21 protein-coding genes are annotated in these 25,598 nt (G+C 39.1%); 16 read left to right on the forward strand and 5 right to left on the reverse strand.

The annotated features are described in order from the left end of the window. Window positions 1–101 precede the first annotated feature (101 nt). Complete coding sequence (gene rpsO, locus ADH02_RS07530; protein ID WP_005606669.1) at window positions 102–371, forward strand: 30S ribosomal protein S15; 270 nt, start codon at window positions 102–104, stop codon at window positions 369–371. Window positions 372–540: 169 nt separating this feature from the next. Here the strand turns inward: rpsO and ADH02_RS07535 are convergent, their stop codons facing one another. The 4 genes from ADH02_RS07535 to ADH02_RS07550 form a co-directional block, all read right to left on the reverse strand. After that, window positions 541–1,524, reverse strand: a complete 984-nt coding sequence (locus ADH02_RS07535) for a LacI family DNA-binding transcriptional regulator (RefSeq protein ID WP_048783859.1) — start codon at window positions 1,522–1,524, stop codon at window positions 541–543. A gap of 90 nt (window positions 1,525–1,614) precedes the next feature. After that, window positions 1,615–2,490 (reverse strand): carbohydrate ABC transporter permease, encoded by an 876-nt coding sequence (locus ADH02_RS07540; protein WP_048783861.1) that lies wholly within the window; start codon window positions 2,488–2,490, stop codon window positions 1,615–1,617. Next, window positions 2,490–3,416: a carbohydrate ABC transporter permease gene (locus ADH02_RS07545; RefSeq protein WP_048783863.1), complete on the reverse strand. Its 927-nt coding sequence runs from the start codon at window positions 3,414–3,416 to the stop codon at window positions 2,490–2,492. Before ADH02_RS07545 ends, ADH02_RS07540 begins: the two co-directional genes overlap by 1 nt. A gap of 120 nt (window positions 3,417–3,536) precedes the next feature. After that, on the reverse strand, window positions 3,537–4,835 hold the full coding sequence (locus ADH02_RS07550; RefSeq protein WP_048783865.1) for an ABC transporter substrate-binding protein: 1,299 nt from the start codon (window positions 4,833–4,835) through the stop codon (window positions 3,537–3,539). 338 nt (window positions 4,836–5,173) lie between these two features. Between ADH02_RS07550 and malQ the strand changes: the two genes are divergently transcribed. The 7 genes from malQ (at window position 5,174) to cls (ending at window position 16,844) form a co-directional block, all read left to right on the forward strand. Next, the gene (malQ, locus tag ADH02_RS07555; protein ID WP_048783867.1) at window positions 5,174–6,715 is read left to right on the forward strand and encodes a 4-alpha-glucanotransferase; all 1,542 of its coding nucleotides are present in this window, start codon (window positions 5,174–5,176) and stop codon (window positions 6,713–6,715) included. A gap of 28 nt (window positions 6,716–6,743) precedes the next feature. Then, a complete protein-coding gene (gene glgP, locus ADH02_RS07560) occupies window positions 6,744–9,005 on the forward strand; it encodes a glycogen/starch/alpha-glucan family phosphorylase (protein ID WP_048783869.1) in 2,262 nt (753 codons plus the stop codon). A 30-nt stretch (window positions 9,006–9,035) separates the two neighbouring features. Continuing rightward, window positions 9,036–10,478 (forward strand): sucrose phosphorylase, encoded by a 1,443-nt coding sequence (gene gtfA, locus ADH02_RS07565; RefSeq protein ID WP_048783897.1) that lies wholly within the window; start codon window positions 9,036–9,038, stop codon window positions 10,476–10,478. A gap of 239 nt (window positions 10,479–10,717) precedes the next feature. Further along, window positions 10,718–12,829 (forward strand): polyribonucleotide nucleotidyltransferase, encoded by a 2,112-nt coding sequence (gene pnp, locus ADH02_RS07570; RefSeq protein ID WP_048710775.1) that lies wholly within the window; start codon window positions 10,718–10,720, stop codon window positions 12,827–12,829. Window positions 12,830–13,017: 188 nt separating this feature from the next. Beyond that, complete coding sequence (locus ADH02_RS07575) at window positions 13,018–14,691, forward strand: ribonuclease J (protein ID WP_048783871.1); 1,674 nt, start codon at window positions 13,018–13,020, stop codon at window positions 14,689–14,691. Between the two features lie 20 nt (window positions 14,692–14,711). Then, window positions 14,712–15,317 carry an energy-coupled thiamine transporter ThiT gene (locus tag ADH02_RS07580; protein WP_048783873.1) on the forward strand — a complete coding sequence of 202 codons (606 nt, stop codon included), beginning with the start codon at window positions 14,712–14,714 and terminating at the stop codon, window positions 15,315–15,317. 66 nt (window positions 15,318–15,383) lie between these two features. Further along, the gene (gene cls, locus ADH02_RS07585) at window positions 15,384–16,844 is read left to right on the forward strand and encodes a cardiolipin synthase (protein ID WP_048783876.1); all 1,461 of its coding nucleotides are present in this window, start codon (window positions 15,384–15,386) and stop codon (window positions 16,842–16,844) included. Between the two features lie 302 nt (window positions 16,845–17,146). Here cls and ADH02_RS07590 read toward each other — a convergent pair whose 3' ends face one another. After that, window positions 17,147–17,491: a hypothetical protein gene (locus ADH02_RS07590; RefSeq protein ID WP_048783877.1), complete on the reverse strand. Its 345-nt coding sequence runs from the start codon at window positions 17,489–17,491 to the stop codon at window positions 17,147–17,149. Between the two features lie 230 nt (window positions 17,492–17,721). Here ADH02_RS07590 and ADH02_RS07595 point away from each other — a divergent pair, with 230 nt between their 5' ends. The 8 genes from ADH02_RS07595 to ADH02_RS07630 are packed head-to-tail and all read left to right on the forward strand — an operon-like array spanning window position 17,722 to window position 25,597. Continuing rightward, on the forward strand, window positions 17,722–18,048 hold the full coding sequence (locus tag ADH02_RS07595) for a hypothetical protein (RefSeq protein WP_048783878.1): 327 nt from the start codon (window positions 17,722–17,724) through the stop codon (window positions 18,046–18,048). Beyond that, on the forward strand, window positions 18,035–19,999 hold the full coding sequence (locus ADH02_RS07600; RefSeq protein WP_048783880.1) for a V-type ATP synthase subunit I: 1,965 nt from the start codon (window positions 18,035–18,037) through the stop codon (window positions 19,997–19,999). Before ADH02_RS07595 ends, ADH02_RS07600 begins: the two co-directional genes overlap by 14 nt. A gap of 17 nt (window positions 20,000–20,016) precedes the next feature. Further along, the gene (locus ADH02_RS07605; RefSeq protein ID WP_005605008.1) at window positions 20,017–20,499 is read left to right on the forward strand and encodes a V-type ATP synthase subunit K; all 483 of its coding nucleotides are present in this window, start codon (window positions 20,017–20,019) and stop codon (window positions 20,497–20,499) included. A gap of 14 nt (window positions 20,500–20,513) precedes the next feature. Further along, on the forward strand, window positions 20,514–21,098 hold the full coding sequence (locus ADH02_RS07610) for a hypothetical protein (RefSeq protein ID WP_048783883.1): 585 nt from the start codon (window positions 20,514–20,516) through the stop codon (window positions 21,096–21,098). A gap of 11 nt (window positions 21,099–21,109) precedes the next feature. Next, on the forward strand, window positions 21,110–22,111 hold the full coding sequence (locus ADH02_RS07615) for a V-type ATPase subunit (protein WP_048783885.1): 1,002 nt from the start codon (window positions 21,110–21,112) through the stop codon (window positions 22,109–22,111). After that, complete coding sequence (locus ADH02_RS07620; protein ID WP_048783887.1) at window positions 22,101–22,412, forward strand: V-type ATP synthase subunit F; 312 nt, start codon at window positions 22,101–22,103, stop codon at window positions 22,410–22,412. Before ADH02_RS07615 ends, ADH02_RS07620 begins: the two co-directional genes overlap by 11 nt. A 34-nt stretch (window positions 22,413–22,446) precedes the next feature. Then, complete coding sequence (locus ADH02_RS07625; RefSeq protein WP_048783888.1) at window positions 22,447–24,228, forward strand: V-type ATP synthase subunit A; 1,782 nt, start codon at window positions 22,447–22,449, stop codon at window positions 24,226–24,228. Further along, window positions 24,221–25,597, forward strand: coding sequence for a V-type ATP synthase subunit B (locus tag ADH02_RS07630; protein WP_048783889.1), 1,377 nt, complete (start codon window positions 24,221–24,223; stop codon window positions 25,595–25,597). The genes ADH02_RS07625 and ADH02_RS07630 overlap by 8 nt, the downstream gene beginning before the upstream one ends. The last annotated feature ends 1 nt before the right edge of the window (window position 25,598 follow it).

Below are 25,598 nucleotides of genomic sequence, written 5' to 3' on the forward strand. Positions count from 1 at the left end.
ATTAATTAAGTGCTTAAAGCACAGACCTTTTACAGAGTTTTGCGAATCACCAACGCTTTACTCAGTACAAGGCATAAATTAAAAGAAAGAGGTGTTTAGAAATGGCTATTTCTAAAGAAAAGAAAAACGAAATCATCAAAGAGTATGCGTTACACGAAGGAGACACTGGTTCACCAGAAGTACAAATCGCTGTATTAACATACGAAATCAACCACTTAAATGATCACATCCGTGTTCATAAAAAAGACTTCCACTCAAACCGTGGATTAATGAAAAAAGTTGGTCACCGTCGTAACTTGTTAGCATACTTACGTAACAAAGATGTTCAACGTTACCGTGAACTAATCAACCGTTTAGGATTACGTCGTTAATTTTAAGCCAATTGAGAACTCCCAGGCATTCGTTCTTGGGAGTTTTTTGTTGCTGTGAAACTTTGTAGTGGTTAAACGATATAGCATATAAACTATATTGCGACAGGAAGAAACATACAAAAAGGGCACAAGATCCAATCGTGGAGTCTTGTGCCTTCTTTTATTTGAATTATAGTTCTTTAATCGAGTGTGAAACGATTTGACGGTAACACATCATATTCTTGCTATTATTCGATTTAATCACATTGCGTAAGATTTTAAATGCGGAACGTCCTAATTCGAGCGTATGCACGTCTACATAAGCATCGATTTGAACAGAAGGGCGTACAGAGTCGAATGTAATAATCGGCATCTGAATGTGCTTCTCATTCAAATAACGCGCGGCTCCTTCTGCAAAGAGGGAGTCGGCTGTCACGAGTCCATCAATCGTTCCGGCTTCTAGAAGCTCTTTAATCGTCTCGTAACCACGCTCAATCGTAAATTCATCTACTTGAGCAATGAGTTTCTCGTTAACGGTAAGTTCGTATTCTTTTAAGGCTTTGATATAACCCTCGAGACGTTCTCTGGATACGAAAAGTTGGTCACGACCACCGATAAAAGCAATCGATTTGGCGCCTTTATTGATGATGTATTCAGTAGCATCAAGTCCCGCTTTTTCATTGTTATTATCGACAAATGAAATCAGAGGGGAAAGTGTCTTACCGATAATCACCGCTGGGAATTCTTGTTCAATCGCAAAGTTCACAAGAGGGTCTTCTAATTCCCCGTATAGGAAGATTAGACCGTCCACGCGTCGTCCTAAAATCGTATCCTTTAGAATAGCTAAACGCTGATGGTTATCTTGTCCTGTGCATAATTGGATTGAGTACTGATGGTCCGCTGCAATTTGCGCAATCCCTCGAATGACTTCCGGGAAGAAGGAGTTTTGATAAAACGCATCAGAGTCTAATGGAAGAACTACACCAATGACATTCGTTTTATTACTTGCTAAGCTACGTGCATTGACGTTTGGATGATAGTTTAAGGATTCCATCGCCTGACGCACTTTCTTTTTAGTTGCGTCGCTGATGCTTGATTTATCTTGCAACACGCGCGTCACTGTTGAAGGGGAAACCCCTGCAAGCTTGGCTACGTCTTTAATGGTGGATGCCATCTGTATTCCTCCTTTCTTGTAATAAATGATTTCTAAAAGAAAACACTGGATACGAACTTACAAAAATCCATATCCAGTGCCAAAATGGTTCTAAGATTTAATCGCTCCGTCAACCATACCTTTCATGATATGTTTTTGTGCGAGAATGAATAGGATAATAACTGGTAACATAATGAGTAATGTTGAAGTTAAGATCATATCCCATTGTTTTGTAAATGAACCGGCGAAGTTTGAAACCGCGATTGGTAATGTTTGAATCGCATTTCCTTTACCGAGTAATAGAAGTGGTAATAGGAAGTCGTTCCAAATCCAAATTCCGTTCAAGATTAAGATTGTAACGTAGATTGGTTTTAAGATTGGAAGAACTACGTAGAAGAATGTTTGCATTTTGTTACATCCGTCTAATTCAGCAGCTTCTTCGATTTCTAAAGGAACCCCTTTAATGAATCCGTGGAACATGAACACTGAAAGTGACATACCAAAACCAGTGTACGCTAGGATAATCCCTGGGTAAGAACGTAATAAGCTGAATCCGAAGATTGGCATTGTAATTGCGTCACTCATGATTTTGAACCAAGTTACTAATGGATACATTACAACTTGGAAAGGAATTACCATTGAAGCAACGAAGATGAAGAAAATCACTAATGAAGATTTAGAACGGTAACGAACTAATCCCCATGCAGCAAGAGCAGAGAATAAAGTGATTGTAAATAATGAAATCACAGTAATAATTGTTGATGCTAAGAATGATGAAGGATAGTTAATCGATGGGTTTTTCCAAATTGTAACAATGTTTGTCCAAAGTTGTCCGAAGCTTGCAGGTAATGCAAGAGGGTCAGCTAAGATATCAGCAGAACTTTTCGCAGAGTTAATCACTAAAAGAACGATTGGACTCAAGAAAAGTAAGAATAGGAGAAGTCCTAAAATTTCGAGAAGTAAGATTCCGAATTTTTGTTTTTTCATTATAAGTCAATCTCCTTTCGTTTAGTGATAGATGTTTGGATTAAGCTGATCACTACTAAGATGAAGAATAAGATAACGGCACGAGCTTGTCCTTGAGCCATTAAGTTGTCTCCCGAAGCAGTGTTGTAGATATTCATTGTAATGAACTCTGTACTTTGAATCGCTTTATCATGCCATAGTAGTGATGGTCCACCACCTGTTAATGAGAAGTTTACATCGAAAATCTTGAATGAGTTAGTGATTGTCAAGAAGAGTGACACAGTGAACGCTGGCATTACCATTGGGATGATAATGTGACGTAGACGTTGCCATGCATTAGCACCGTCAAGTGAAGCAGATTCTACAAGACTTGAAGGTACGTTTTGTAATGCAGCAAAGTAAATCATCATGATATAACCTGCATATTGCCATGTGTTAGTGATAATTAAAGCAGCAACGGCTAATTTCACATCTCCAAGGAATAGGTTATTAATTAAAAAGTCGCTTCCGATCATTTGACCTAAAGCAGGGAATACTGAGTTATAAATGAATTGCCAAATGTAACCTAGTACAAGACCCCCGATTAAGTTTGGAATAAAGAATCCAGCACGGAAGATGTCTTTAAGCTTAATTTTACTTGAAACAAGTAGAGCTAAGCCGAATGATACAACGTTAATCACGATTACGTTAAATAATGCGAAGATTACTGTGATCATTAAAGAGTATTGAAAACGTGTGTCCGCTAAACTGTCTGTAAAGTTTTTAAGTCCCACAAATTGTAAGTTAGTTTGTGTAACGCTCTTCCAGTCAGTTAATGAGTAGTAGAACCCTAAGAAGAAAGGCACGATAATAACAAGTGCAAAGATGATAAATGCAGGTAACACTAAGCGGTAAAAATTGCGTTTTGCACGAGCTTCTCTGCTTAAAGCTTTCTTATTCTTAGACATATAAGAGTTCCTCCTTTATTTAGATTGAAGCGGTGAGGGTAGTCACCGATTTGGTTCTATTGTAGCACATAACCCACAGTCACTAAAAGTGGCTGTGGGCCAATGCAACAATATTAATGATTATTTTTTAAGTAAGCTAGGAACTTCTTTGATTTGGTTGATAATCAATTCTTGGAATTTAGCTTTGTCGATTTGACCTTGAGCATATTGTCCATAGATTGGTCCTAATTTGTTCATTAAGAAGTTGTCAGGCATGAAGTATGGGTTATCAAATGAGTAAACAGGTTTCTTCGCGCTAATCCATTCAGCTAAGAAGCGAGATAATGGAGCTGATGGTTTCTCAGTTGTGTTAGAGAATGGAGAAATCATGTTAGCTTTGTTTACGATGTAGTCTTGACCTTCTTTAGTATCAACTAAGTCATTGAAGAACTTGTTGATGTATTCTAAAGCTTTAGTGTCTTTGTTAACTACGTAGTAAGATGGAGCACCGATGAATAATCCGTCAGCGTTTTTATCTTTACCAAGAGTTTGATAAGGGATGAATCCCATTTCGAAGTTAGCGTTTAATTGTTTTAGGTTAGGGTCTTTCCAGTTACCTTGGTGTAGGAAAGCAGCTTTACCTGAAGCGAACGCTGAGTCCATATCTTCTTGTGTGCCAACTGTTAAGAGTTTTTTCTCTGTGTGATTGAATAATAATTCAACCCAGTTAGCGTAGTTTTCTAAACGTGTTTTGTCCATTTCACCTTTAAGAACTTGTTCAGTTACTGAACGGTCGCCGTTTGGAAGACCAGAACTTAAGTAAGCACCGAAGTCGTGGATACCCATGATCCAAGTTTCGCCTTCTTTAGTAGCAGTAGCAACAACAGTAGTTAATCCTAACTCAGATTTTTTGCTTTCTAAAGTGTCCATTGCTTTTTGAACAGCTTCAAATGAAGTTAGAGTAGATGGGTCGATACCAGCTTTAGTTAAGATTTCTTTGTTGTAAGCTAATCCGTATCCTTCTACAGATACTGGGAATCCGTATACGTCGTTTCCTTGTTTGAATTCGAATTCTGTTTTGTCAATCCAGTCACCTTTTAATGGTTGGATGCTATCTTTCCACATGTCGTAACCAGATTGACCTTCGATTACGAATACGTCGGGAGCTGTACCAGCTGTGAATTCTGTTTTTAATTGGTCAGAGATTTTACATGAACCAGAACATGTTTTAATGTTAACTGTTACTCCGTTCTTTTCTCCCCATTCTTTAGCGTAAGCTGTTAAAGCTTCTTGAATTTCACTCTTGTTACTATATAAAGTGAATTCTTTTTTGCTCTCAGAGCTTCCTCCTTTAGAAGAGTCTTGTTTTGCTCCACATCCAGCTAATGCTAAACCAGCTAAACCAAGAGCTAATGATTTTGTAAACCATTTGTTTGCCATAATATTTTTCCTCCTTAAGTTTCGTTATAGATTACGCAAACGATTTCTTAACTGAATTCAGTATACCGCTTTCACGAAACGTTTGCAAGTATTTTTATCAAAAAAAATTTTACTTCTTAAAAATGCGGATTTAAAGCGATTTTCTTAGGTTATTAATATTTGAATAGTGCTAAAAACACGATAAAACCGCCGTTATATCTAAATAGAATAAAAAAGTTAAAAAATATTACTTGAGTTATTAAACAAAATATTCTAATATTAAGGCAAACGGTTGCGCAATGTTTGCGCATTCAATGACTAGTAGAAATATCTATTATATAGAAAAGAGGGATTTATGAATGAGCAATAGAGAATCAGGTGTGTTAATGCATATCTCATCATTACCAGGTAACTATGGTATTGGTTCTTTTGGAAAATCAGCATATGACTTTGTAGATTTTCTTGTTCGTACAAAACAAACCTATTGGCAAATACTTCCATTAGGAACAACAAGTTATGGAGATTCTCCATATCAATCATTTTCTGCGTTTGCAGGAAATACAAACTTTATTGATTTCGACATTTTAATAGAAGAAGGTTTAATTAATAAAGAAGACGTCCTTACCAATTGGGGCGAAGATGAAACAACGGTTGACTACGCATTATTATATGAAAAACGTCGTCGAGTTTTAGAAAAGGCAGTAGCTGCTTTCCTTTCAAAAGGTAAAACTCCTGCATACGAGAAATTCGTAGAGGAGAAAGCAGAGTGGTTAGAACCATTTGCAGAATACATGGCGATTAAAGAATCTTTCGATATGAAACCATGGACAGCGTGGAGAGACGAAGCTATCAAACGTCGTCAACCAGATGAGTTAGCCGAGTACCGCGCGCGCCTTGCGGATAAGTTAGAATATCACCGTGTAACTCAATTCTTATTTGATGAACAATGGCATGCTCTTAAAAAATATGCCAATGACAACTTCATTCAAATTATTGGTGATATGCCAATTTATGTGGCAGCAGACAGCGTAGAGATGTGGGCAACACCACATTACTTCAAAACAGATGAAGAAGGGAATCCGCTTTGTGTAGCTGGATGTCCTGCGGATGACTTTTCTCCGCTAGGTCAATTATGGGGGAACCCAATTTATAATTGGGAAGCAATGAAAGAAGATGGATACACTTGGTGGAGCAAACGACTACAAGCAAGCTTTGAGTTGTTTGATGTAGTTCGTATTGACCACTTCAGAGGTTTCTCAGCTTACTGGGAAATTCCAGCAACAGCAGAAAACGCAACTGTCGGGAAATGGGTTAAGGGTCCAGGGTATGATTTATTTAAAGCGGTGAAAGAGCAACTCGGTGAATTGCCAATTATCGCTGAAGACTTAGGTTTCATGGATGAAGATGTTATCAACCTTCGTGAAGCTACTGGATTCCCAGGAATGAAAATCTTGGAATTCGGATTTATGGGTGAAGATCCTAAGAGTGGAGATTTACCTCATCATTATCCAGTCAATGCGGTTGCCTATACAGGAACGCATGATAATGATACAGTATTAGGGTGGTATAACTCGTCTACAGAAGAAACTCGAGAATTCTGTAATCGTTACTTAAACCGCCGCGACGAAGAACCAATTAGCTTTGCGTTACTTCGCGGACTATATGGTTCTGTCAGCCGTATGACAGTTGCGACTATGCAAGATTTACTACAATTAGATGAAACAGCTCGTATGAACATTCCAAGTACACTAGGTGGGAACTGGGTATGGAGAATGACGCAGGAGCAGTTAACGGAATCAGTAGAAGAGTTCTTACTCGGAATTACTGAATTGTATGATCGTGCAAATCCACATCACGAAGTAGTGGAAGTTGAAGAGGAGTTAGTCGAGGAAGAAAAATAACCTCGAGCACACCAAAAAGGAGAGAACAATGAAAGACTTTAAACAATATGTAGAAGGAAACTTAGGCAAATCATTAAAAGACTGCTCAAAAGAAGAAGTTTATTTAGCCTTATTACAATTTACAAAAGAAAAAAGTGCAGCCCTACCACAAAATAATGGTAAGAAAAAAGTGTATTACATTTCTGCAGAGTTCTTAATCGGTAAATTATTATCAAACAACTTAATTAACTTAGGCCTTTACGATGAAGTAAAAGAAGTGCTTGCTGAAGCAGGGCATACATTAGCTGAAATCGAAGAAATCGAATTAGAACCATCTTTAGGAAATGGTGGTCTAGGTCGTCTAGCAGCATGTTTCCTTGATTCTATCGCAACTCTTGGTTTAACAGGAGACGGCGTTGGTTTGAACTACCATTATGGTTTATTCGAACAAAAATTCAAAAACAACCAACAAGATGCAGTGCCAAACGTTTGGTTAACACCTGAAAGCTGGTTAGTTCCAACTGAAACTTCTTATAAAGTACCTTTTGCAGACTATACATTAACATCAAAAATGTTTGATATTGATGTATTAGGATATGAACAATCTACTAAAAACAAATTACACTTATTCGATGTTGAATCAATCGATGAGTCTTTAGTTTCAAGTGATTCAATCTCATTTGATAAAACACAAATCGCTAAAAACTTAACATTATTCTTATATCCAGATGATAGCGATGAGCAAGGTGAATTATTACGTATTTACCAACAATACTTCATGGTAAGTAACGGTGCTCAATTATTAATCGACGAAGCACTTGCTAAAGGAAGTAACTTACACGACTTAGCAGAATATGCAACTGTTCAAATTAACGATACGCACCCATCAATGGTGATTCCTGAATTAATTCGTTTACTTGGGGAACGTGGAATTGAATTCGATGAAGCGGTGGAAATCGTATCTGCAATGACAGCTTACACAAACCACACAATCTTATCAGAAGCATTAGAAAAATGGCCTTTAGCATACTTAGAAAAAGTAGTGCCACATTTAGTGCCAATTATTAAAGAATTAGACGCTCGCGTAAAAGCAAAATATGAAGATCCATCAGTAGCAATCATCGACGAACATGGCCGTGTTCACATGGCGCATATGGATATTCACTACGGATATAGCGTAAATGGTGTTGCGGCACTTCATACGGATATCTTAAAAGAAAGTGAATTGAAGAATTTCTATGAAATTTATCCAGAGAAGTTCAACAACAAAACAAACGGGATTACATTCCGTCGTTGGTTAATTCATGCCAACCCAGAACTTGCTAAATTATTAGATGAAACAATCGGTACAGAGTGGCGCAAAGATGCTTCTAAATTAGAAGCGTTGAAAGCTTTCCGTCATGATGCGGTTGTTCGCGAAAAATTAGACAAGATTAAACTTGATAACAAGAAACGTTTAAGTGTTTACCTACAAGAAAAACAAGGTATCACAGTGAATGAAAATTCTATTTTTGATATCCAAATCAAACGTATGCACGAATACAAACGTCAACAAATGAACGCTTTATATGTGATTCATAAATATTTAGATATCAAGAACGGAAACATTCCAGCTAGACCAATTACAATTATCTTCGGTGGTAAAGCTGCTCCTGCATATGTCATTGCACAAGACGTGATTCATTTAATTCTTTCATTATCTGAATTAATCGCTAATGACCCAGAAGTAAGTCCATACTTACAAGTCGTAATGGTTGAAAACTACAACGTAACGGCTGCAACGCACTTAATTCCAGCATGTAATATTTCTGAACAAATTTCTCTTGCTTCAAAAGAAGCTAGCGGAACAGGAAATATGAAATTCATGCTAAACGGGGCATTAACTCTTGGTACAGAAGATGGTGCGAACGTGGAAATCCACGAACTTGTGGGCGACGACAATATCTATATCTTCGGTGAGAAGAGTGATGAAGTCATTGCGCACTATGAAAAAGGCGATTATAACGCTGGCGAATTTGCTAAGAGAGACGCAATCCGTCCTTTAGTAGAATTCGTGAAGAGTGACGCTTTACTTGCAGTCGGAAATAAAGAACGTCTAGAACGTCTATACCACGAATTAACAACTAAAGACTGGTTCATGACATTATTAGACTTAGAAGATTACATTGAAACAAAAGAACGTATGTATCGCGATTTCGAAAACAGAGACGAATGGAATGCTAAAGTGGTGACAAACATCGCAATGGCTGGTTTCTTCTCAAGTGACCGTACAATCGAAGACTACAACCGTGACATTTGGAAATTAAACTAATCGATTGAATGAAGGGACACGGTGAACTCCATGCAAATTAAAAACGAAGCCATGCTGATTACTTACTCAGATAGCATGGGAAGCAATATGAAGGACTTAAAAGGCGTTTTAGATAAATATTTCCAAGGCGCCATTGGTGGGGTCCATTTATTACCATTTTTCCCATCTACAGGGGATAGAGGATTCGCTCCAAGCGACTATACCCGTGTGGATCCCGCTCTTGGAACGTGGGAAGATGTGGATGCTCTAGGGGAACAATATTATTTAATGTTCGACTTCATGATTAACCATATTTCTCGTGAGTCTAAGTTTTTCCAAGATTTTAAAGAAAATCACGAGAACTCACCTTACAAAGATATGTTTATCCGTATTCATGAGTTTTTCCCAGAAGGTCGTCCAAACCAAGCGGATATCGACTTGATTTATAAACGTAAAGATAAAGCGCCATTCCAGGCGGTTCATTTTGCCGATGGAACTACTGAAGAAGTATGGAACACATTCGGGGAAGAACAAATCGACCTTGATGTTCGTAAAGAAATCGTGAAAGAGTTTATTCGTGAAACGATTAAAGACATGGCAAGTCATGGCTGCTCATTGATTCGTTTAGACGCATTTGCGTATGCAGTGAAGAAACTTGATACAAACGACTTCTTCGTAGAACCAGATATTTGGGACTTACTCAATGAAGTGCGTGACGAAGCAGCGAAATACCAAGTAGAATTGCTTCCTGAAATTCATGAGCACTATTCCATTCAAATGAAGATTGCAGATCATGATTACTTCGTATATGACTTTGCATTACCAATGGTAGTCTTATATTCACTATACTCAGGTAAATCAAATCGTTTAGCAAACTGGTTACAAATGAGTCCAATGAAGCAATTTACAACACTTGATACGCATGACGGAATCGGTGTCGTGGATGCTAGAGACTTATTAACAGATAAAGAGCTAGATTACACTTCAAATAAATTATATGAAGTAGGTGCCAACGTAAAACGTATCTACTCAAGTGAAAAATACAATAACTTAGATATCTATCAAATCAACAGTACTTACTACAGTGCCTTAGGAAATGATGATGCAAGTTACTTATTATCACGTGTGTTACAATGCTTTGCACCTGGTATTCCGCAAGTATATTATGTTGGATTACTTGCTGGGGAAAATGACATCGAGTTATTAGAATCTTCAAAAGAAGGACGTAACATCAACCGTCATTACTACACATTAGAGGAAATCGACCGTGAAGTAAAACGTCCAGTCGTGAAAAAACTAATCAACTTATTGCGCTTCAGAAATACATCAAAAGCGTTTGATTTAGAAGGTTCTTTTGAAGTAAAAACACCAAGTGAAAACACCATCGTGATTACACGTAAGGACGCTTCAGGTGCTTCAGAAGCACGCTTAGAAGCAAACCTAGAAACAAAAGAGTTCACTATTTTCGAACAAGGAAATGTTGTGACATTATAAAATTCAACAAAAAAGACGAGTGGTTTTCTTCGCCATATGGGGAGAAAGGCCACGCGTCTTTTTTTATCGCAAAAGAATAGTACTTAATGGGCAGATATGGTAAAATGACTCTGTATGACAAACTTTGTATCTTCTAGAGTCATCTTACTTTAGAAATAAAAGCGGTTGAACCCGTCGAACGTTTTTATTTCTAAAAGTAGGTCTGGAAGATACGCAAATAAGAGAAAAGGAGATTAGTTATGTCAGAAAAGAAAGTTTTTAGCTACAACTGGGGCGGACGTCAATTAACAGTTGAAATCGGCCAATTAGCAAAACAAGCCAATGGTGCTGTGTTAGTACGTTACGGTGATACTGTTGTGTTAACAGCGGCTGTTGGTACAAAACAAGCAAAAGATACAGATTTCTTCCCGTTAACGGTTAACTACGAAGAAAAAATGTATGCAGCAGGTAAAATTCCTGGAGGCTTCATCAAACGTGAAGGCCGTCCAAGTGAACATGCTACTCTTACAGCGCGTTTAATCGACCGTCCAATCCGTCCAATGTTTGCGGAAGGTTTCCGTAACGAAGTACAAATCACAAATACTGTAATGTCAGTAGATCCTAACTGCCCACCAGAAATGGCAGCAATGTTTGGTTCTTCATTAGCATTATGTATTTCAGATATTCCATTTGATGGACCAATCGCTGGGGTAGACGTAGGTCGTGTCAACGGCGAATACGTCATTAACCCAACTACAGAACAAAAAGAAAACTCAGATATCGAATTATCTGTAGCTGGTACTGCAACTGCCATCAACATGGTAGAAAGTTCAGCTAAAGAAGTGAACGAAGAAGATATGCTTGGTGCATTATTATTCGGTCACGAAGAAATTAAAAAATTAGTAGCTTTCCAAGAAGAAATCGTTCGCGAAGTTGGTAAAGAAAAAATGGAAGTAACTTTACTTTCATTCGACCCAGCTATCGAAGCACAAGTAAAAGATTTATTCAGCGAAGCAATGGTTCACGCGATTCAAACAGAAGAAAAATTAGCGCGTGAAGCAAACATCGAAAAAGTAAAAGAAACAGCTATCGAGCACTTCGAAGCCGTATTAGAAGAAAATGACGAAAAAGCAGGACTTCTAAAACAAGTTTCTCAATTAGTTGATAACTTAGAAAAAGACGAAGTACGTCGTTTAATCACTGAAGAAAAAGTACGTCCTGATGGTCGTAAGATCGATGAAATTCGTCCATTATCTTCAGAAATTGACTTATTACCACGTGTTCACGGTTCAGGTTTATTCACACGTGGACAAACGCAAGCATTAACTTCAGCAACACTTGCACCTCTTGGAGAATACCAAGTGATTGATGGTTTAGGAATCGAAGAAGGTAAACGATTCATTCACCACTACAACTTCCCACAATTCTCTGTAGGTTCAGTTGGTCGTGCTGGTAGCCCAGGTCGTCGTGAAATTGGTCACGGTGCGCTAGGGGAACGTGCATTGAAACAAGTGATTCCAAGTCCAGAAGACTTCCCTTACACAATCCGTCTTGTATCAGAAGTATTAGAATCAAACGGTTCTTCTTCTCAAGCAAGTATTTGTGCGGGAACATTAGCATTGATGGCTGCTGGTGTGCCAATTAAAGCACCTGTAGCAGGTATCGCAATGGGTCTTATTTCTGACGGTACAAACTACACAGTCTTAACAGATATCCAAGGGTTAGAAGACCACTTAGGAGACATGGACTTTAAAGTAGCCGGAACAAAAGACGGAATTACAGCTCTTCAAATGGATATTAAGATTCAAGGGATTACAGAACAAATCTTACGTGAAGCCCTAACGCAAGCGAAGAAAGCACGTTTTGAAATTCTTGAAGAATTAACATCAACAATTGCTGAACCGCGTAAAGAGTTAAGCCCATATGCACCTAAGATTGAAATGATTTCTATCCACCCTGATAAGATTAAAGTAGTTATCGGACGTGGTGGGGAAACAATCAACTCTATCATCGACGAAACAGGCGTTAAAATCGATATCGACCAAGAAGGTCACGTATCAATCGCTTCTACAGATGCTGCTATGATTCAACGTGCAAAAGAAATCATCGAAGATTTAACACGTGAAATCGAAGTAGGTCAAGTATACGAAGGAACTGTACGCCGTATCGAAAAATTCGGTGCGTTCGTAGAAATCGCTAAAGGAAAAGATGGATTAGTTCACATCTCTGAATTAGCACACGAACGCGTTGGTAAAGTAGAAGATGTACTTGCTTTAGGCGACAAAGTGACTGTTAAAGTTATCGAAATCGACGGACAAGGACGTATCAACTTATCACGTAAAGCATTATTACCAAAAGAAGATAAAGAATAATCTTTCAATTCTAGCCTCTGCATTTTGCAGGGGCTTTTTTCTTTCTTCAAAAGTACAACAATAGAGCACTTCTTAGATTCTTTGATATTCGCAAAAAAACGACAAATATGATATTCTTATAGAGTATATAGGGTGGAGAAATCTGCCCAGAGGAATCAATTTAAATAATAGAAAATGAGAGGTAAACCATGAGTTCAATTAAAATCATCGCACTTGGTGGTGTGAGAGAAAACGGTAAGAGCTTATATGCCGTTGAAGTGGAAGAAGAGATCTTCGTTTTAGATTGCGGTCTTGTCTATCCAGAAGATGAACTATTAGGGATTGATGTTGTCATTCCTGATTTCACATACTTAGAAGAAAATAGAGACCGTATCGCTGGGGTCTTCTTAACGCACGGACATGCCGATGCAGTAGGAGCCTTGCCTTATTTCTTACAAAACATTGATGCACCGGTATTCGGCTCAAAATTAACGATTGCTCTTGCAAAATACTATGTAGAGTCTTCAAACGTTGTTAAAGGATTTGACGACTATCATGAAGTAACAGAAAATACAGAGATTGATTTTCCAACAGCAACTGTGAAGTTCTTTAAAACAACGCACACAATTCCAGATTCATTAGCGATTGTGATTAAAACTAGCGAAGGAAATATTGTGTACACTGGAGACTTCAAGTTCGACCAAAGTGCTGCAGTGGAATATCAAACAAACTTTGGACGAATCGCCGATGTTGGTGAAGATTATGTATTAGCGCTTCTTAGCGATTCAAGTGACGCAGAAAGCACAGTCGAAAACGTCAGCGACCGTAAAGTAGCCGAAACGATGTTAGAGACATTCATGAATGCGGAAGGCCGTATTATCGTTGCCTGCGTTGCAAGTAATATTTTACGTATTCAACAAGTCATTAATGCTGCTTACGAGTCAGGCCGCAAGATTTTCCTAACAGGATCTGAGCTTGAAGAAATCGTCAATATCGCATTAAGCTTGAATAAATTAACTGTTCCAGATAAAGAGTTAATCGTAAACTTCAATCAAATGAAGAAATTAGCCGATGATGAATTAGTCATCCTTGAAACTGGAAATGCTGGAGAGCCGATTAAAGCCTTGCAAAAGATGGCGCTTGGACGTCATCGTCAAGTGAACTTACACGAAGGCGACTTAGTATATATCGCAACAACTCCATCTGTAGCAATGGAAACACAAATCGCTCGCACAAAAGACTTAATCTACCGTGCGGATGCGGAAGTGTTCGAAATGGCTAACAGCAAGAAATCAAGTGGACACGCAACTCCAAACGACTTGAAGTTGATGATGAATTTACTTCAACCAACATTCTTCATCCCAGTTCAAGGCGAATATCGTAGCCTTTTAGCGCATGCAGAACTCGCCAATGAATTAGGCATTCCATATAAAAACATCTTCATTCCTGGTAAAGGGGATGTCGTGGAAATCGAAAACGGCCGCATGAGCGTTACAGGACAAGTTCCAGCAGGAAATGTCTTAGTAGACGGAATCGGTGTTGGAGATATCGGAAATATCGTTCTAAAAGACCGTAAGATTCTTTCTGAAGACGGGGTGTTCGTTGCAGTTGTGACAATTTCAAGACGTCTAGGAAAAATCCTTAGCGGACCACAAATTATTTCACGCGGATTCGTGTATATGAAGACAAGTGAAGAACTCTTAACAGAAGCGCAAAAGATTGTGACAGATGTTGTTGAAGAAAACTTAGCAAGTGATGATTTCGAATGGCCACGCCTAAAACAAGAAGTCAGAGACGCGTTAAGTCGTTACTTATTCGATAAAACAAAACGTCGCCCAGTCATCTTACCGATGATTATGGAAGCTTCGAACTATAAGAAATAATTGAATTTAAGGAGATTAGAATGAATTCAAAAGCAGTTAAAATCTTACTTGAAGTACTTGGAGCCGTTGTGGTAAGTGCGGTATTATCGTATGTCCCACAAGAGGCACTTCCATTTGTCGTAGACCTTGCGATTATCCCATTAATCTTCGTGGCGTTACGTCGCGGTTTAGTGTGGGGATGCATTGCAAGCGTGTTGTTCGGTGTCATTCATATGTTTATTCATCCAAGTGGAGCAGGATACTTTATGGTTCCTTTCCACGATTCAGTGATGGCATACGGATTCGTGGGCGTTGCAGGATTCTTTGCACGTAACACCGTTCGTACAGCCTTCAATGCGCGTACATCATCAACAACATTAAACGTTGTAACAGCAAGCATTATCGCAACTTTTGTGAGCTATGGGTTACATGCAATTGGTACAGCCATCGGTGCACCATCTCTATTCTCAGCTGAGAAAGTGGCTTTAGCACAAGGGTTCTTCGGCTTTGGAATGAACTTTGTTGTGACATTAGTTGTGACACTCGTACTTTTAGTAACACCAATTTACGTGAAACGTTCGTTATATATTCCAAAAGGAACACGTTTCTTATCACGTCGCGAACAATCACATTTATTAAACGATTAATAGTAAAAAAGAGAAATGCCCTGATTCGTCGCGGTCTTTTTTCTTTCAATTTTGAGAGGAGAGCCAATGGCATTTATTAGTTCGATTCTTTATATCATCATTTTACTCAATACCATTGCTGCCATTATCACGGTGTTTCGTGAGCCTCGTGAAATTGCTGCGACATGGGGATGGCTGATTGTCCTTGTGATGCTTCCAGTCATCGGATTTATCATCTACTTCTTCTTTGGTAGACGTATTCGTAAAAAACGCATCTTTAATTTGCGTGCGCAAGAAACAGTTGGTCTTCAAGAATTAGTCGAGCAGCAACAACGAGACTTGGCCTATACGAAGGAAAAAATCGGGCCTGCGAAATTTCGCTTTAAGAACCCGTACCAAGAAGAATTAGCATCCTTCTTCCTGGAAGCCGATGATGCGATTATTACCGAGAATAATGATGTAGAGATTTTTGTGGACGGACAAGAGAAGTTTGACCGTCTAAAAGAAGATATTAAAAACGCCAAACATCATATTCACTTGCTGTATTACATCTTCAACCAAGATGAAATTGGCGAAGAAATTATGCAACTCTTAATCGATAAGGCGCAAGAGGGCGTCGAAGTCCTTGTTATTTATGATGCCCTAGGGTCACGTATGACACGCAATTCTTTCTGGAATAAATTGCATGAAGCAGGCGGTCAGTCTGTTGCCTTCTTCGGGTACACACTTGGGTTTATCAACTGGCGTATTAACTACCGTAACCACCGTAAGATTGTGGTCATCGACGGTGAAATCGGCTATGTTGGCGGCTTTAATGTCGGTGATGAATATTTAGGCAAAGGCCCGCTTGGTGCTTGGCGTGATACGCATATTCGCATTGCCGGAGATGCGGTCTATTCATTGCAATCGCGATTCTTAGTCGATTGGAATGCCGCGGTTAAAGAGGAAAAAAGACGTGAATTTATTCCGGAGTATTTTCCGTTAACTGAAACCAAGGGAGAAAATACGATGCAAATCGTCTCAACTGGTCCAGATAGCGATGTTCAGAAAATCAAGTTTGGCCTTGTGAAGATGATTTTAATGGCGAAGAAATCAGTGTGGATTCAAACTCCATACTTTATCCCGGATGAGAGTATTCAAGAGGCGCTGTCAATTGCCGCGATGTCTGGAGTGGACGTGCGCGTCATGATTCCATGTAAGCCGGACCATCCAGTTGTTTACCGTGCAACAGAATACTATTCTAGCCAATTACTCAAGACAGGCGTGAAAATCTATGTGTATCAAAAAGGGTTCCTTCATGCCAAAACGATGGTCGTCGATGGTGAAATGGCAACCGTTGGAACGTCCAACTTTGACATGAGAAGCTTCCGATTAAACTTCGAAGTGAATGCCTTCGTTTATAACGAACAGTTCGCTAAAAAAGTCGAAGAGGAATTCCTGCACGACTTGAAAAACTGTACCATCGCGAACGAAAAATATTTCGAAAAACAAGATCGCTGGAAGAAATTTAAACAGAAATTCGCAAGATTTTTTGCTCCAATCTTATAGGATGCGAGACATCGCGCCCAGAAATGGAACGTTGGACTCGAACGCCGGAAGGAACGTGTAACGTTCTGCGGACGTTTGAGGAAACGCACGCCATTTCTGCGATGGCGAGCTCAACTAAAATCAACAAACCACAGCAAAAAATGCACTCACAATAGCGTTTGTGAGTGCATTTTTTATATTGTCTTAATCGAAAAAGTCCAAATATGGACATGTCCATATTTGGACTTTTTAGCCTTGGCTAGATTCAATTTTAAAAATAAACATTACCATATTTGGTAATTACCAAATATGGTAATGGCGGATTAATCTAACTCCATGCAAGCGACGATTTGTTCCACATTCAAGATGTGAGTGATGTTTGATCCTTGTTCTAGGAACACAAAGTGATTATTCATTTGGATAGGGCTCTTAATCGTACCGTTCTTTGTGAATGTTACTAGATTTCCAGCGTTATCGTATTTCTCGAAGTGGAGTACGATTGGTTTCTTGAAGTAGAAACTATGGTGAATTTGTTCAACCACGTCGATTAGGGGCATTACAGTTGGTTTAAAGAACACATCTTTTTCTTCATATTCTTCTTGAGAGACTTGTAGTTTATTAATGAATGGTTTGATAAATGATGTAAATGTTGATTTGCGTTGTTCCATTTTCGATACCTCCGAACATTTGTTTGCATATTTATTATACGAACAAATGTTCTAAAATGCAATAGAAAAGAAAAAGTTTTTCAAAAAAAGATGTGTTTCTTCCTATTTATAAAGTTTGAGTTTGCCCGAGATTATGGGAAATTATCGTTTGAATGAATGCAAAATAAAGTTTATAATAGTTAAGAAAAGCATTTTACTATTCGTGAAAGCGAATGGATTGGAGGTGTCACATGAGTCAAGAGATTCTAAATTCTGTTTTGGCCATTGAGTCTGAAGCAAAAGCGTTGAAGGAAAAGTTCGATGAACAATTATCCCAAACGAATGCTGCAACAGATCAACGAGTGAACGAAGCTAAATCGAATATGGAACATTCGTTAGAAGTCTACAAAGCTGAGTTGAAAGAAAAAAATCAACAAAAGAAAGCAGAGTTCGAAGCGAAAGTGAAAGAAGACGAATTAGCGGAAATTGCTGCGCTGAAAGAACGTTTCAATCATCTGAAACAGGATTTAGTTCAGGATACTGTGAAGGAGGTGTTGAAGAGATATGGCAATAGCTAAAATGAATAAGGTGATGTTGATTGCCCCAACGGACAAACAAAATGACCTATTGGATGCTATTCAAGAATTACAATCTTTAGAAGTAACCTCGCTAGAACAGGCGAAAGAACTATTTACCGAAAATTCCATCGCTTTACAAGAAGCTGATGCAGAGGAAATGAACGCTCTTCAACAGAAATTCGAAGGGATTCATGCGGCTATTACTTTTGTCGAAAAAAATCAAAAGCAACCGTCATTAATTCAAAAGTTAAAAACGCCAAGAGAGCAATTTGCACTTTCTGAATTACAAAAAGAAGTACAAAACTGGGACACTGATGCATTAGTGGAACATGTTGAAAGTATTCGTAACACGCTTCGTAAAAAGGATGACGAATTAAAAGAACTTCGTGAGAAAGAGACCTTGCTTCGTAAGTGGAGTGCACTGGATTTCTATCCGAAAGATATCTTTAAACATCCATATACGAAAACGAAAATGGGGACGATTCCTCAAGCGACGGATAATGCGTACTTGGACGGATTAAAAGAGAGTGAATTGATTTCCGTTCACGAAGTGTATCACACACGTGAAGAAATCGGAGTATTGGTGACATATCCACGAAAAGCACAACAAGCTGCCAAAGAAGAGTTAGCGAAAGCACACTTCAGTATTGTATGGTATGCGTTTGAAGAAGCTCCTTCTGTTGAGTTGGAGAAAAATCTTAAAGCGCAACAAGCAGTTGTGGATGCTAAGAAGAAAGTGTTAGAGGACTTACAAGAAGAAAAAGACCTTCTTCGCAAGTTACAACTTTCTGCGGAAGTGACCTATAACGAATTACAAAAAGAACAAGCCAAAAATGAATTGGTGAATGGTCAACATGTATTCGTGCTTCAAGGGTGGTTAACTACAAAAGCAGTCGATGACGTTGAAGTTCAACTCAAAGAAAAGTTAGGGGAAGGCGAATATGTCTTCTTACCACTAGAGATTGCTGAAGAGGAATACGAAGAAGTGCCAACGGTTTTAGAAAACAATGCCTTCTTACAACCATTCGAAAATCTAACAGAAATGTATGGATTACCAAAATACGGAGAATTAGACCCAACGCCTTATACAGCACCATTCTATCTCGTCTTCTTCGGGATGATGGCAGCGGACTTAGGATACGGAGCGCTTCTCTGGTTGGGAACATTCATCATGTTGAAGTTCTTCCATTTTGATAAAGGAATGAACCGCAACTTGAAGTTCTTCCACTTACTAAGCTACCCAGTAATGATCTGGGGGATTATATTTGGATCAGCATTCGGTGCGGATTTACCATTCCAGCCACTATCACTTTCAAAAGACCTCATTACGATTATGATCTTATCGATTATCTTCGGGGTTATTCAAATTATGGTCGGCTTATCACTTGGGGCTTACTCAAATCTAAAGAAAAAAGCTTATGTTGATGCCTATACGAGTCATCTAGGATGGTTAGCGATTATTACGGGAATCATTCTTTATGTCTTAGGCTCAATGGTACTCAATATTTCTTGGATTGCGACAATCGGTTCATCGATTGCGATTATTGCAGCCGTTGCGATTGTAGTCGTAACTGTCCTATCGAGCGAAAACAAGTGGGGCGGTTTAGCGAGCGGTCTATATACCTTGTACGGAATTAGTGGATACGTAGCAGACGTCGTGAGTTACACACGTTTAATGGCGCTAGCTGTATCAGGGGGAAGTATCGCGAGTGCGTTCAATATGTTGGTAGGATTCCTTCCACCAATTGCACGTTTCACAGCAGGTATCTTCTTAATCGTAGCCTTACAAGGGTTGAATATTTTCCTTTCATTCCTTGGAGCTTACGTTCACGGCTTACGTCTACAGTTCGTTGAATTCTTTGGTAAATTCTACGACGGCGGCGGACGCGCATTAAAACCGTTCAAAACATATGAAAAATACGTTGATATTAAACAACAGAAATCAGAATAAATGGAGGAAATATAATTATGACAAACTGGTTAACATTTTTCGCTGAAAATGGTGGAGGGCAAATCTTTGCTGCTCTAGGGATGGCAATTGCCATTATCTTCTCAGGGATTGGATCATCAAAAGGGGTAGGGATTGCCGGTGAAGCAGCAGCTGCCTTAATTAAAGAACAACCTGAAAAATTCGTTCAAGCATTAATCTTACAACTATTACCTGGTACACAAGGGATCTACGGATTCATCGTTGCCTTCTTCATCATGATTAACATGTCAGCTTCAATGACTTTAGCAGCTGGTTTATACTTATTCATGGCAGCTTTACCAATCGCATTCACTGGTTTATTCTCAGGGATTGCCCAAGGTAAAGTAGCAGCAGCAGGTGTACAAATCTTAGCGAAAAAACCTGAAGAATCTACTAAAGGGATTATCTTTGCCGCAATGGTTGAAACTTACGCAATCTTAGGATTACTTGCTTCTATCTTAATTATCATTAACAAAGGTTAAGAGGAGGGGTATTCTTGAAAGATTTAGAGCAACTAAAACAACTTATTCTAGCGGATTTAGAAAAAGAATCAAAGCAGCGAATTGAGGTTGCTACTAAAGAACAAGAAGAACGCATCAATCAAATGAATGCACAATATTCGCAACAAGAAATGGCGAAGAAAACTGCATTAAAACAAGAAGCAAAATCACAATACGAAAAAGAGCAACAGACTATTTTGAACGCAAGTAAAAAAGAAGTCTTGCGCGTCAAACGTGAACTTCTTGAAAGTGTATTTGAGGACGTTCTACAAGTAATGTCTACCTGGAGCGGGGAAACATTACGTCTCTTTATCGAGTCAGCTATTCGCAAATTACCAAAACAACAACCAACAACACTTACTTTTGGAGAGGAAACTGTTTCTCGTTTGAGCGATGAAGACAAACATGCATTAACTTCGCAATTTGCCTTTGTTAACATCGACGAAGCAACCCTTCCAAAGAAAGCTGGATTTGTGTTGAAACAAGAAGGTATCGAATATAACTATTTATTCGAAGCATTAATTGAAGATTTAAAAGAAGAATATTCACCTATCTTAGCTAGAAAAGCATTCATTGGGTAAGGAGGGATGGAATGAATGATTTAGCCTATTCAGGAGTGAATACGACCGTTCGTATTCTTGAACAGCAATTACTGTCCAAGGAACAATTGAATGGGATTCTCGTATCTAAATCCTTACAACAAGCATTAGAAGCCTTGCAAAAGACAAGTTATGAGGTAGATGTACAAGAAGTTCTCGAATCAAGACAGTTCGACCCAGTCCTAGATGCCCATTTGAAACGCAACTATGATGAGGTATTAGAACTCATTCCAGATGCATCACTCCTTGATGTATTCTCGATTCGTTACACTTACCATAATTTAAAAGTTCTTCTAAAATCGAAGTTCTCTGGAAAAGACTTAAAACATTTATGTGTTCCGTTAGGACGTTATTCCTTCGATACATTAAATCAATTAGTCGAAACTCAAGATTCACTTGATGTACCAGATATCATGATTGAAGGGGTTCGTGAAGCATATGCCGATTTTGAAAACTTTGGTCGCCTAGAAGCAGCCGATGTATTTATGGATCGCTACTATTTCAAACATCTTCGACTCATCGACCGTACAATGAATCAAGAGGTCATCCATCAAATCGTGAACATTATGATTGATATGGGAAACATCACAACGTTAATTCGTGCCACAAAGCAAAAACAATCACGCTCATTCTTAATTGGGGTATTGTCTAGCGAAGGTACTGTAGATAAGACATTATTAATCGACGAAGTGCTTGAAAAGGGCACAGAGGCTCTTGTTGACCTTTATCGTCATGTTCCATACTATGACAAGTTTGTTGCGATTTTAGAACAGGAAGAACATCCAGTCTTTGCATTGGAATTATTAAAAGAAGAATTGATTCATCACATTCTAGAAGAAGCGACTTTTGAACCATTTGGACCCTTGCCAAGTCTTGCGTATATTCATGCGCTTGAGATGGAAGTTAAAAACCTTCGTCTATTACTTGTAGGTGTGGACAATGAGTTTACAGAAGAACAATTAAGAGAAAGGATGCGACCAGTTTATGTCTCATAAAATTGCCGTAGTTGGCGACAAAGATTCCATCCTTCCTTTTAAAATTTTAGGATTTAACGTGTTCCCTTGCCACGAAGCGCAAACGGCACGCAAGATGATTGATGAACTTGCTGAAGATGAAGTCGGCATCATTTATGTAACGGAAGCTATTGCTAGTCAAATTCCGGAAACGATTCGTCGTTATGATGCAGAAATTTCACCAGCCATCATCCTCATTCCGAACCATAAAGGGTCTTTAGGAATTGGAAAATCAAGAATTCAAGAAAATGTAGAAAAAGCGGTTGGACAAAACATCTTATAACCAACCAATACACGAAACTAAGGGAGGTACCTCAGTGAAGATCGGAAGAATCGTAAAAGTATCAGGTCCTCTTGTGACTGCTGAAGGAATGGAAGATGCGAATATTCAAGATATTTGTCGTGTAGGTCATCTAGGCCTTATCGGTGAAATCATCGAAATGCGTAAAGATATTGCATCCATTCAAGTATATGAAGAAACTTCAGGAATTGGACCAGGAGAACCCGTCGAAACAACAGGGGAAGCTTTATCTGTTGAATTGGCGCCAGGGATTGTATCTCAAATGTTTGATGGGATTCAACGTCCCCTCAATAAATTTAAAGAAGTATCACAAAGTGACTTCTTAGTCCGCGGAACAAACGTGGATCCTCTTGACCGTGAAAAAGAGTGGGAATTCGTTCCTACTGCTACTGTGGGTCAAGAAGTAGAAGCCGGAGACATTATCGGTTATGTACAAGAAACTAAAGTTGTACAACATAAAATCATGGTGCCTTACGGTGTGAAAGGTAAATTAGTAAAAGTGGAAGCTGGAAACTTCAAAATCGAAGATACAGTGTACCAAATTGAAACAGAATCAGGCGTACGTGATTTCAACTTAATCCAACGTTGGCCGGTACGTCGTGGTCGTCCATATAAAGTAAAGAAAAACACTGAAGTTCCAATGTTAACAGGACAACGTGTTATCGATACTTTCTTCCCAGTAACAAAAGGGGGAGCAGCAGCTGTACCAGGACCATTCGGAGCTGGTAAAACAGTGGTGCAACACCAAATCGCAAAATGGGCTGACGTGGATATCGTAGTATACGTAGGTTGTGGGGAACGTGGAAACGAAATGACAGACGTATTGAATGAATTCCCTGAATTGATTGACCCAACAACAGGTGAATCAATCATGGAACGTACCATCTTAATCGCCAACACTTCAAACATGCCAGTAGCTGCTCGTGAAGCGTCTATTTACACAGGTATCACAATTGCGGAATACTTCCGTGATATGGGATATAACGTAGCCATCATGGCGGACTCTACATCACGTTGGGCAGAAGCGCTTCGTGAAATGTCTGGACGTTTAGAAGAAATGCCAGGGGACGAAGGGTACCCAGCTTACTTAGGAAGCCGTATCGCAGAATACTACGAACGTGCAGGACGTGTTGAAACATTAGGTAGCGAAGGTCGTGAAGGGACCATTACAGCTATCGGTGCCGTATCACCTCCAGGGGGAGACACATCAGAACCAGTAACACAAAATACATTACGTGTTGCGAAAGTATTCTGGGGATTAGATGCAACATTGGCGCAAAAACGTCACTTCCCATCTATGAACTGGTTAACTTCTTACTCATTGTATGACCCAGAAGTTGGTAAATACATGGATGAGAATGTGCATTCGAACTGGTCTGAATTTGTTCAACATGCAATGAACACATTACAAGAAGAAGCAAGCTTAGAAGAAATCGTTCGTTTAGTTGGTCTTGAATCATTATCTGAACGTGACCGTTTAACAATGACAATCGCGAAATCTCTTCGTGAAGACTTCTTACAACAAAACGCGTTTGACGATGTCGATACATTTACATCACGCGAAAAACAATATCGTATGTTAGAGCTCATCTTAACGTTCGAAAAAGAAGCGCGTAATGCGATGAAACTTGGTTCTTACTATGCGGAAATTATGGATGGAACAGAAGAAGTACGTGACCGTATTGCTCGTTCTAAATATATTCCAGAAGCTGAGATTGCACGCTTTGAAGAAATTAAAGCTCAAATCAAAGCAGATATCGAAAAAACAATTCAACATGGAGGGATGACACATGCTTAAAGAGTATCGTACGATTAGTGAAGTTGTTGGCCCTTTAATGATGGTTGAACAAGTCGAAGGCGTTAAATATGATGAGTTGGTTGAAATCCAATTACAAAATGGTGAATTACGTCATGGACAAGTATTGGAAGTAAACGAAGATAAAGCAATGGTTCAGATTTTCGAAGGACCAAGCGGAATCAACATTCGTGATACAAAAGTACGTTTCCGTGGTAAACCATTATCATTAAACGTATCTGAAGACATGATTGGTCGTATTTTTGATGGAATGGGGAACGTGATGGATAATGGTCCTGAAATCCTTCCAGAAGCGACTTTAGACGTAAACGGACAAGCGATTAACCCAGTTTCTCGTGACTATCCGGATGAATTTATCCAAACAGGGATTTCTGCGATTGACCACTTGAACACTCTTGTTCGTGGACAAAAATTACCAGTATTCTCTGGTTCAGGGCTTCCTCACAAAGAGTTAGCAGCCCAAATCGCACGTCAAGCGACTGTATTAAATAGCGACGAAAAATTCGCGGTAGTATTTGCTGCAATGGGGATTACCTTCGACGAAGCGGAATACTTCATGGAAGACTTCCGTAAAACAGGAGCGATTGACCGTTCAGTAATGTTCCTTAACTTAGCGAGCGACCCAGCTATCGAACGTATTGCGACACCAAAAATCGCATTAACAACAGCTGAGTACTTAGCGTTTGAAAAAGGAATGCACGTACTTGTTATCATGACAGACATGACAAACTACTGTGAAGCGCTTCGTGAAATTTCAGCGGCTCGTCGTGAAGTTCCAGGACGTCGTGGATATCCAGGTTACTTATATACAAACCTTTCAACAATCTACGAACGTGCAGGACGTATCGTTGGTAAGCCAGGATCGGTAACTCAAATCCCAATCCTTTCAATGCCTGAAGATGATATCACTCACCCAATTCCTGACTTAACAGGATACATCACAGAAGGACAAATCATTTTGGACCGTGCTCTTGATAAACAAGGGATTCAACCTCCAATTAACGTATTGCCTTCATTATCTCGTCTAAAAGATAAAGGTTCAGGTGAAGGAAAGACTCGTAAGGACCACGCACCAACGATGAACCAATTATTCGCGGCTTATGCAACTGGTAAACAAGCCAAAGAACTTGCGGTTGTATTAGGGGAATCTGCATTATCAAAAACTGATAAGAAATATGTAGAGTTCACAGAACGTTTTGAACGTGAATATGTTGGACAAGGCTTCTATACGAACCGTTCTATCCAAGAAACACTAGACCTTGGATGGGAACTCTTATCAATCCTTCCACGTACGGAATTGAAACGTATTAAGGATGAGTTATTAGATGAATACCTTCCGGAAGGGGAGTGAT

Origin of the sequence: Streptococcus sp. 263_SSPC (genome assembly GCF_001071995.1) — a bacterium.
GTDB lineage: Bacteria > Bacillota > Bacilli > Lactobacillales > Aerococcaceae > Granulicatella.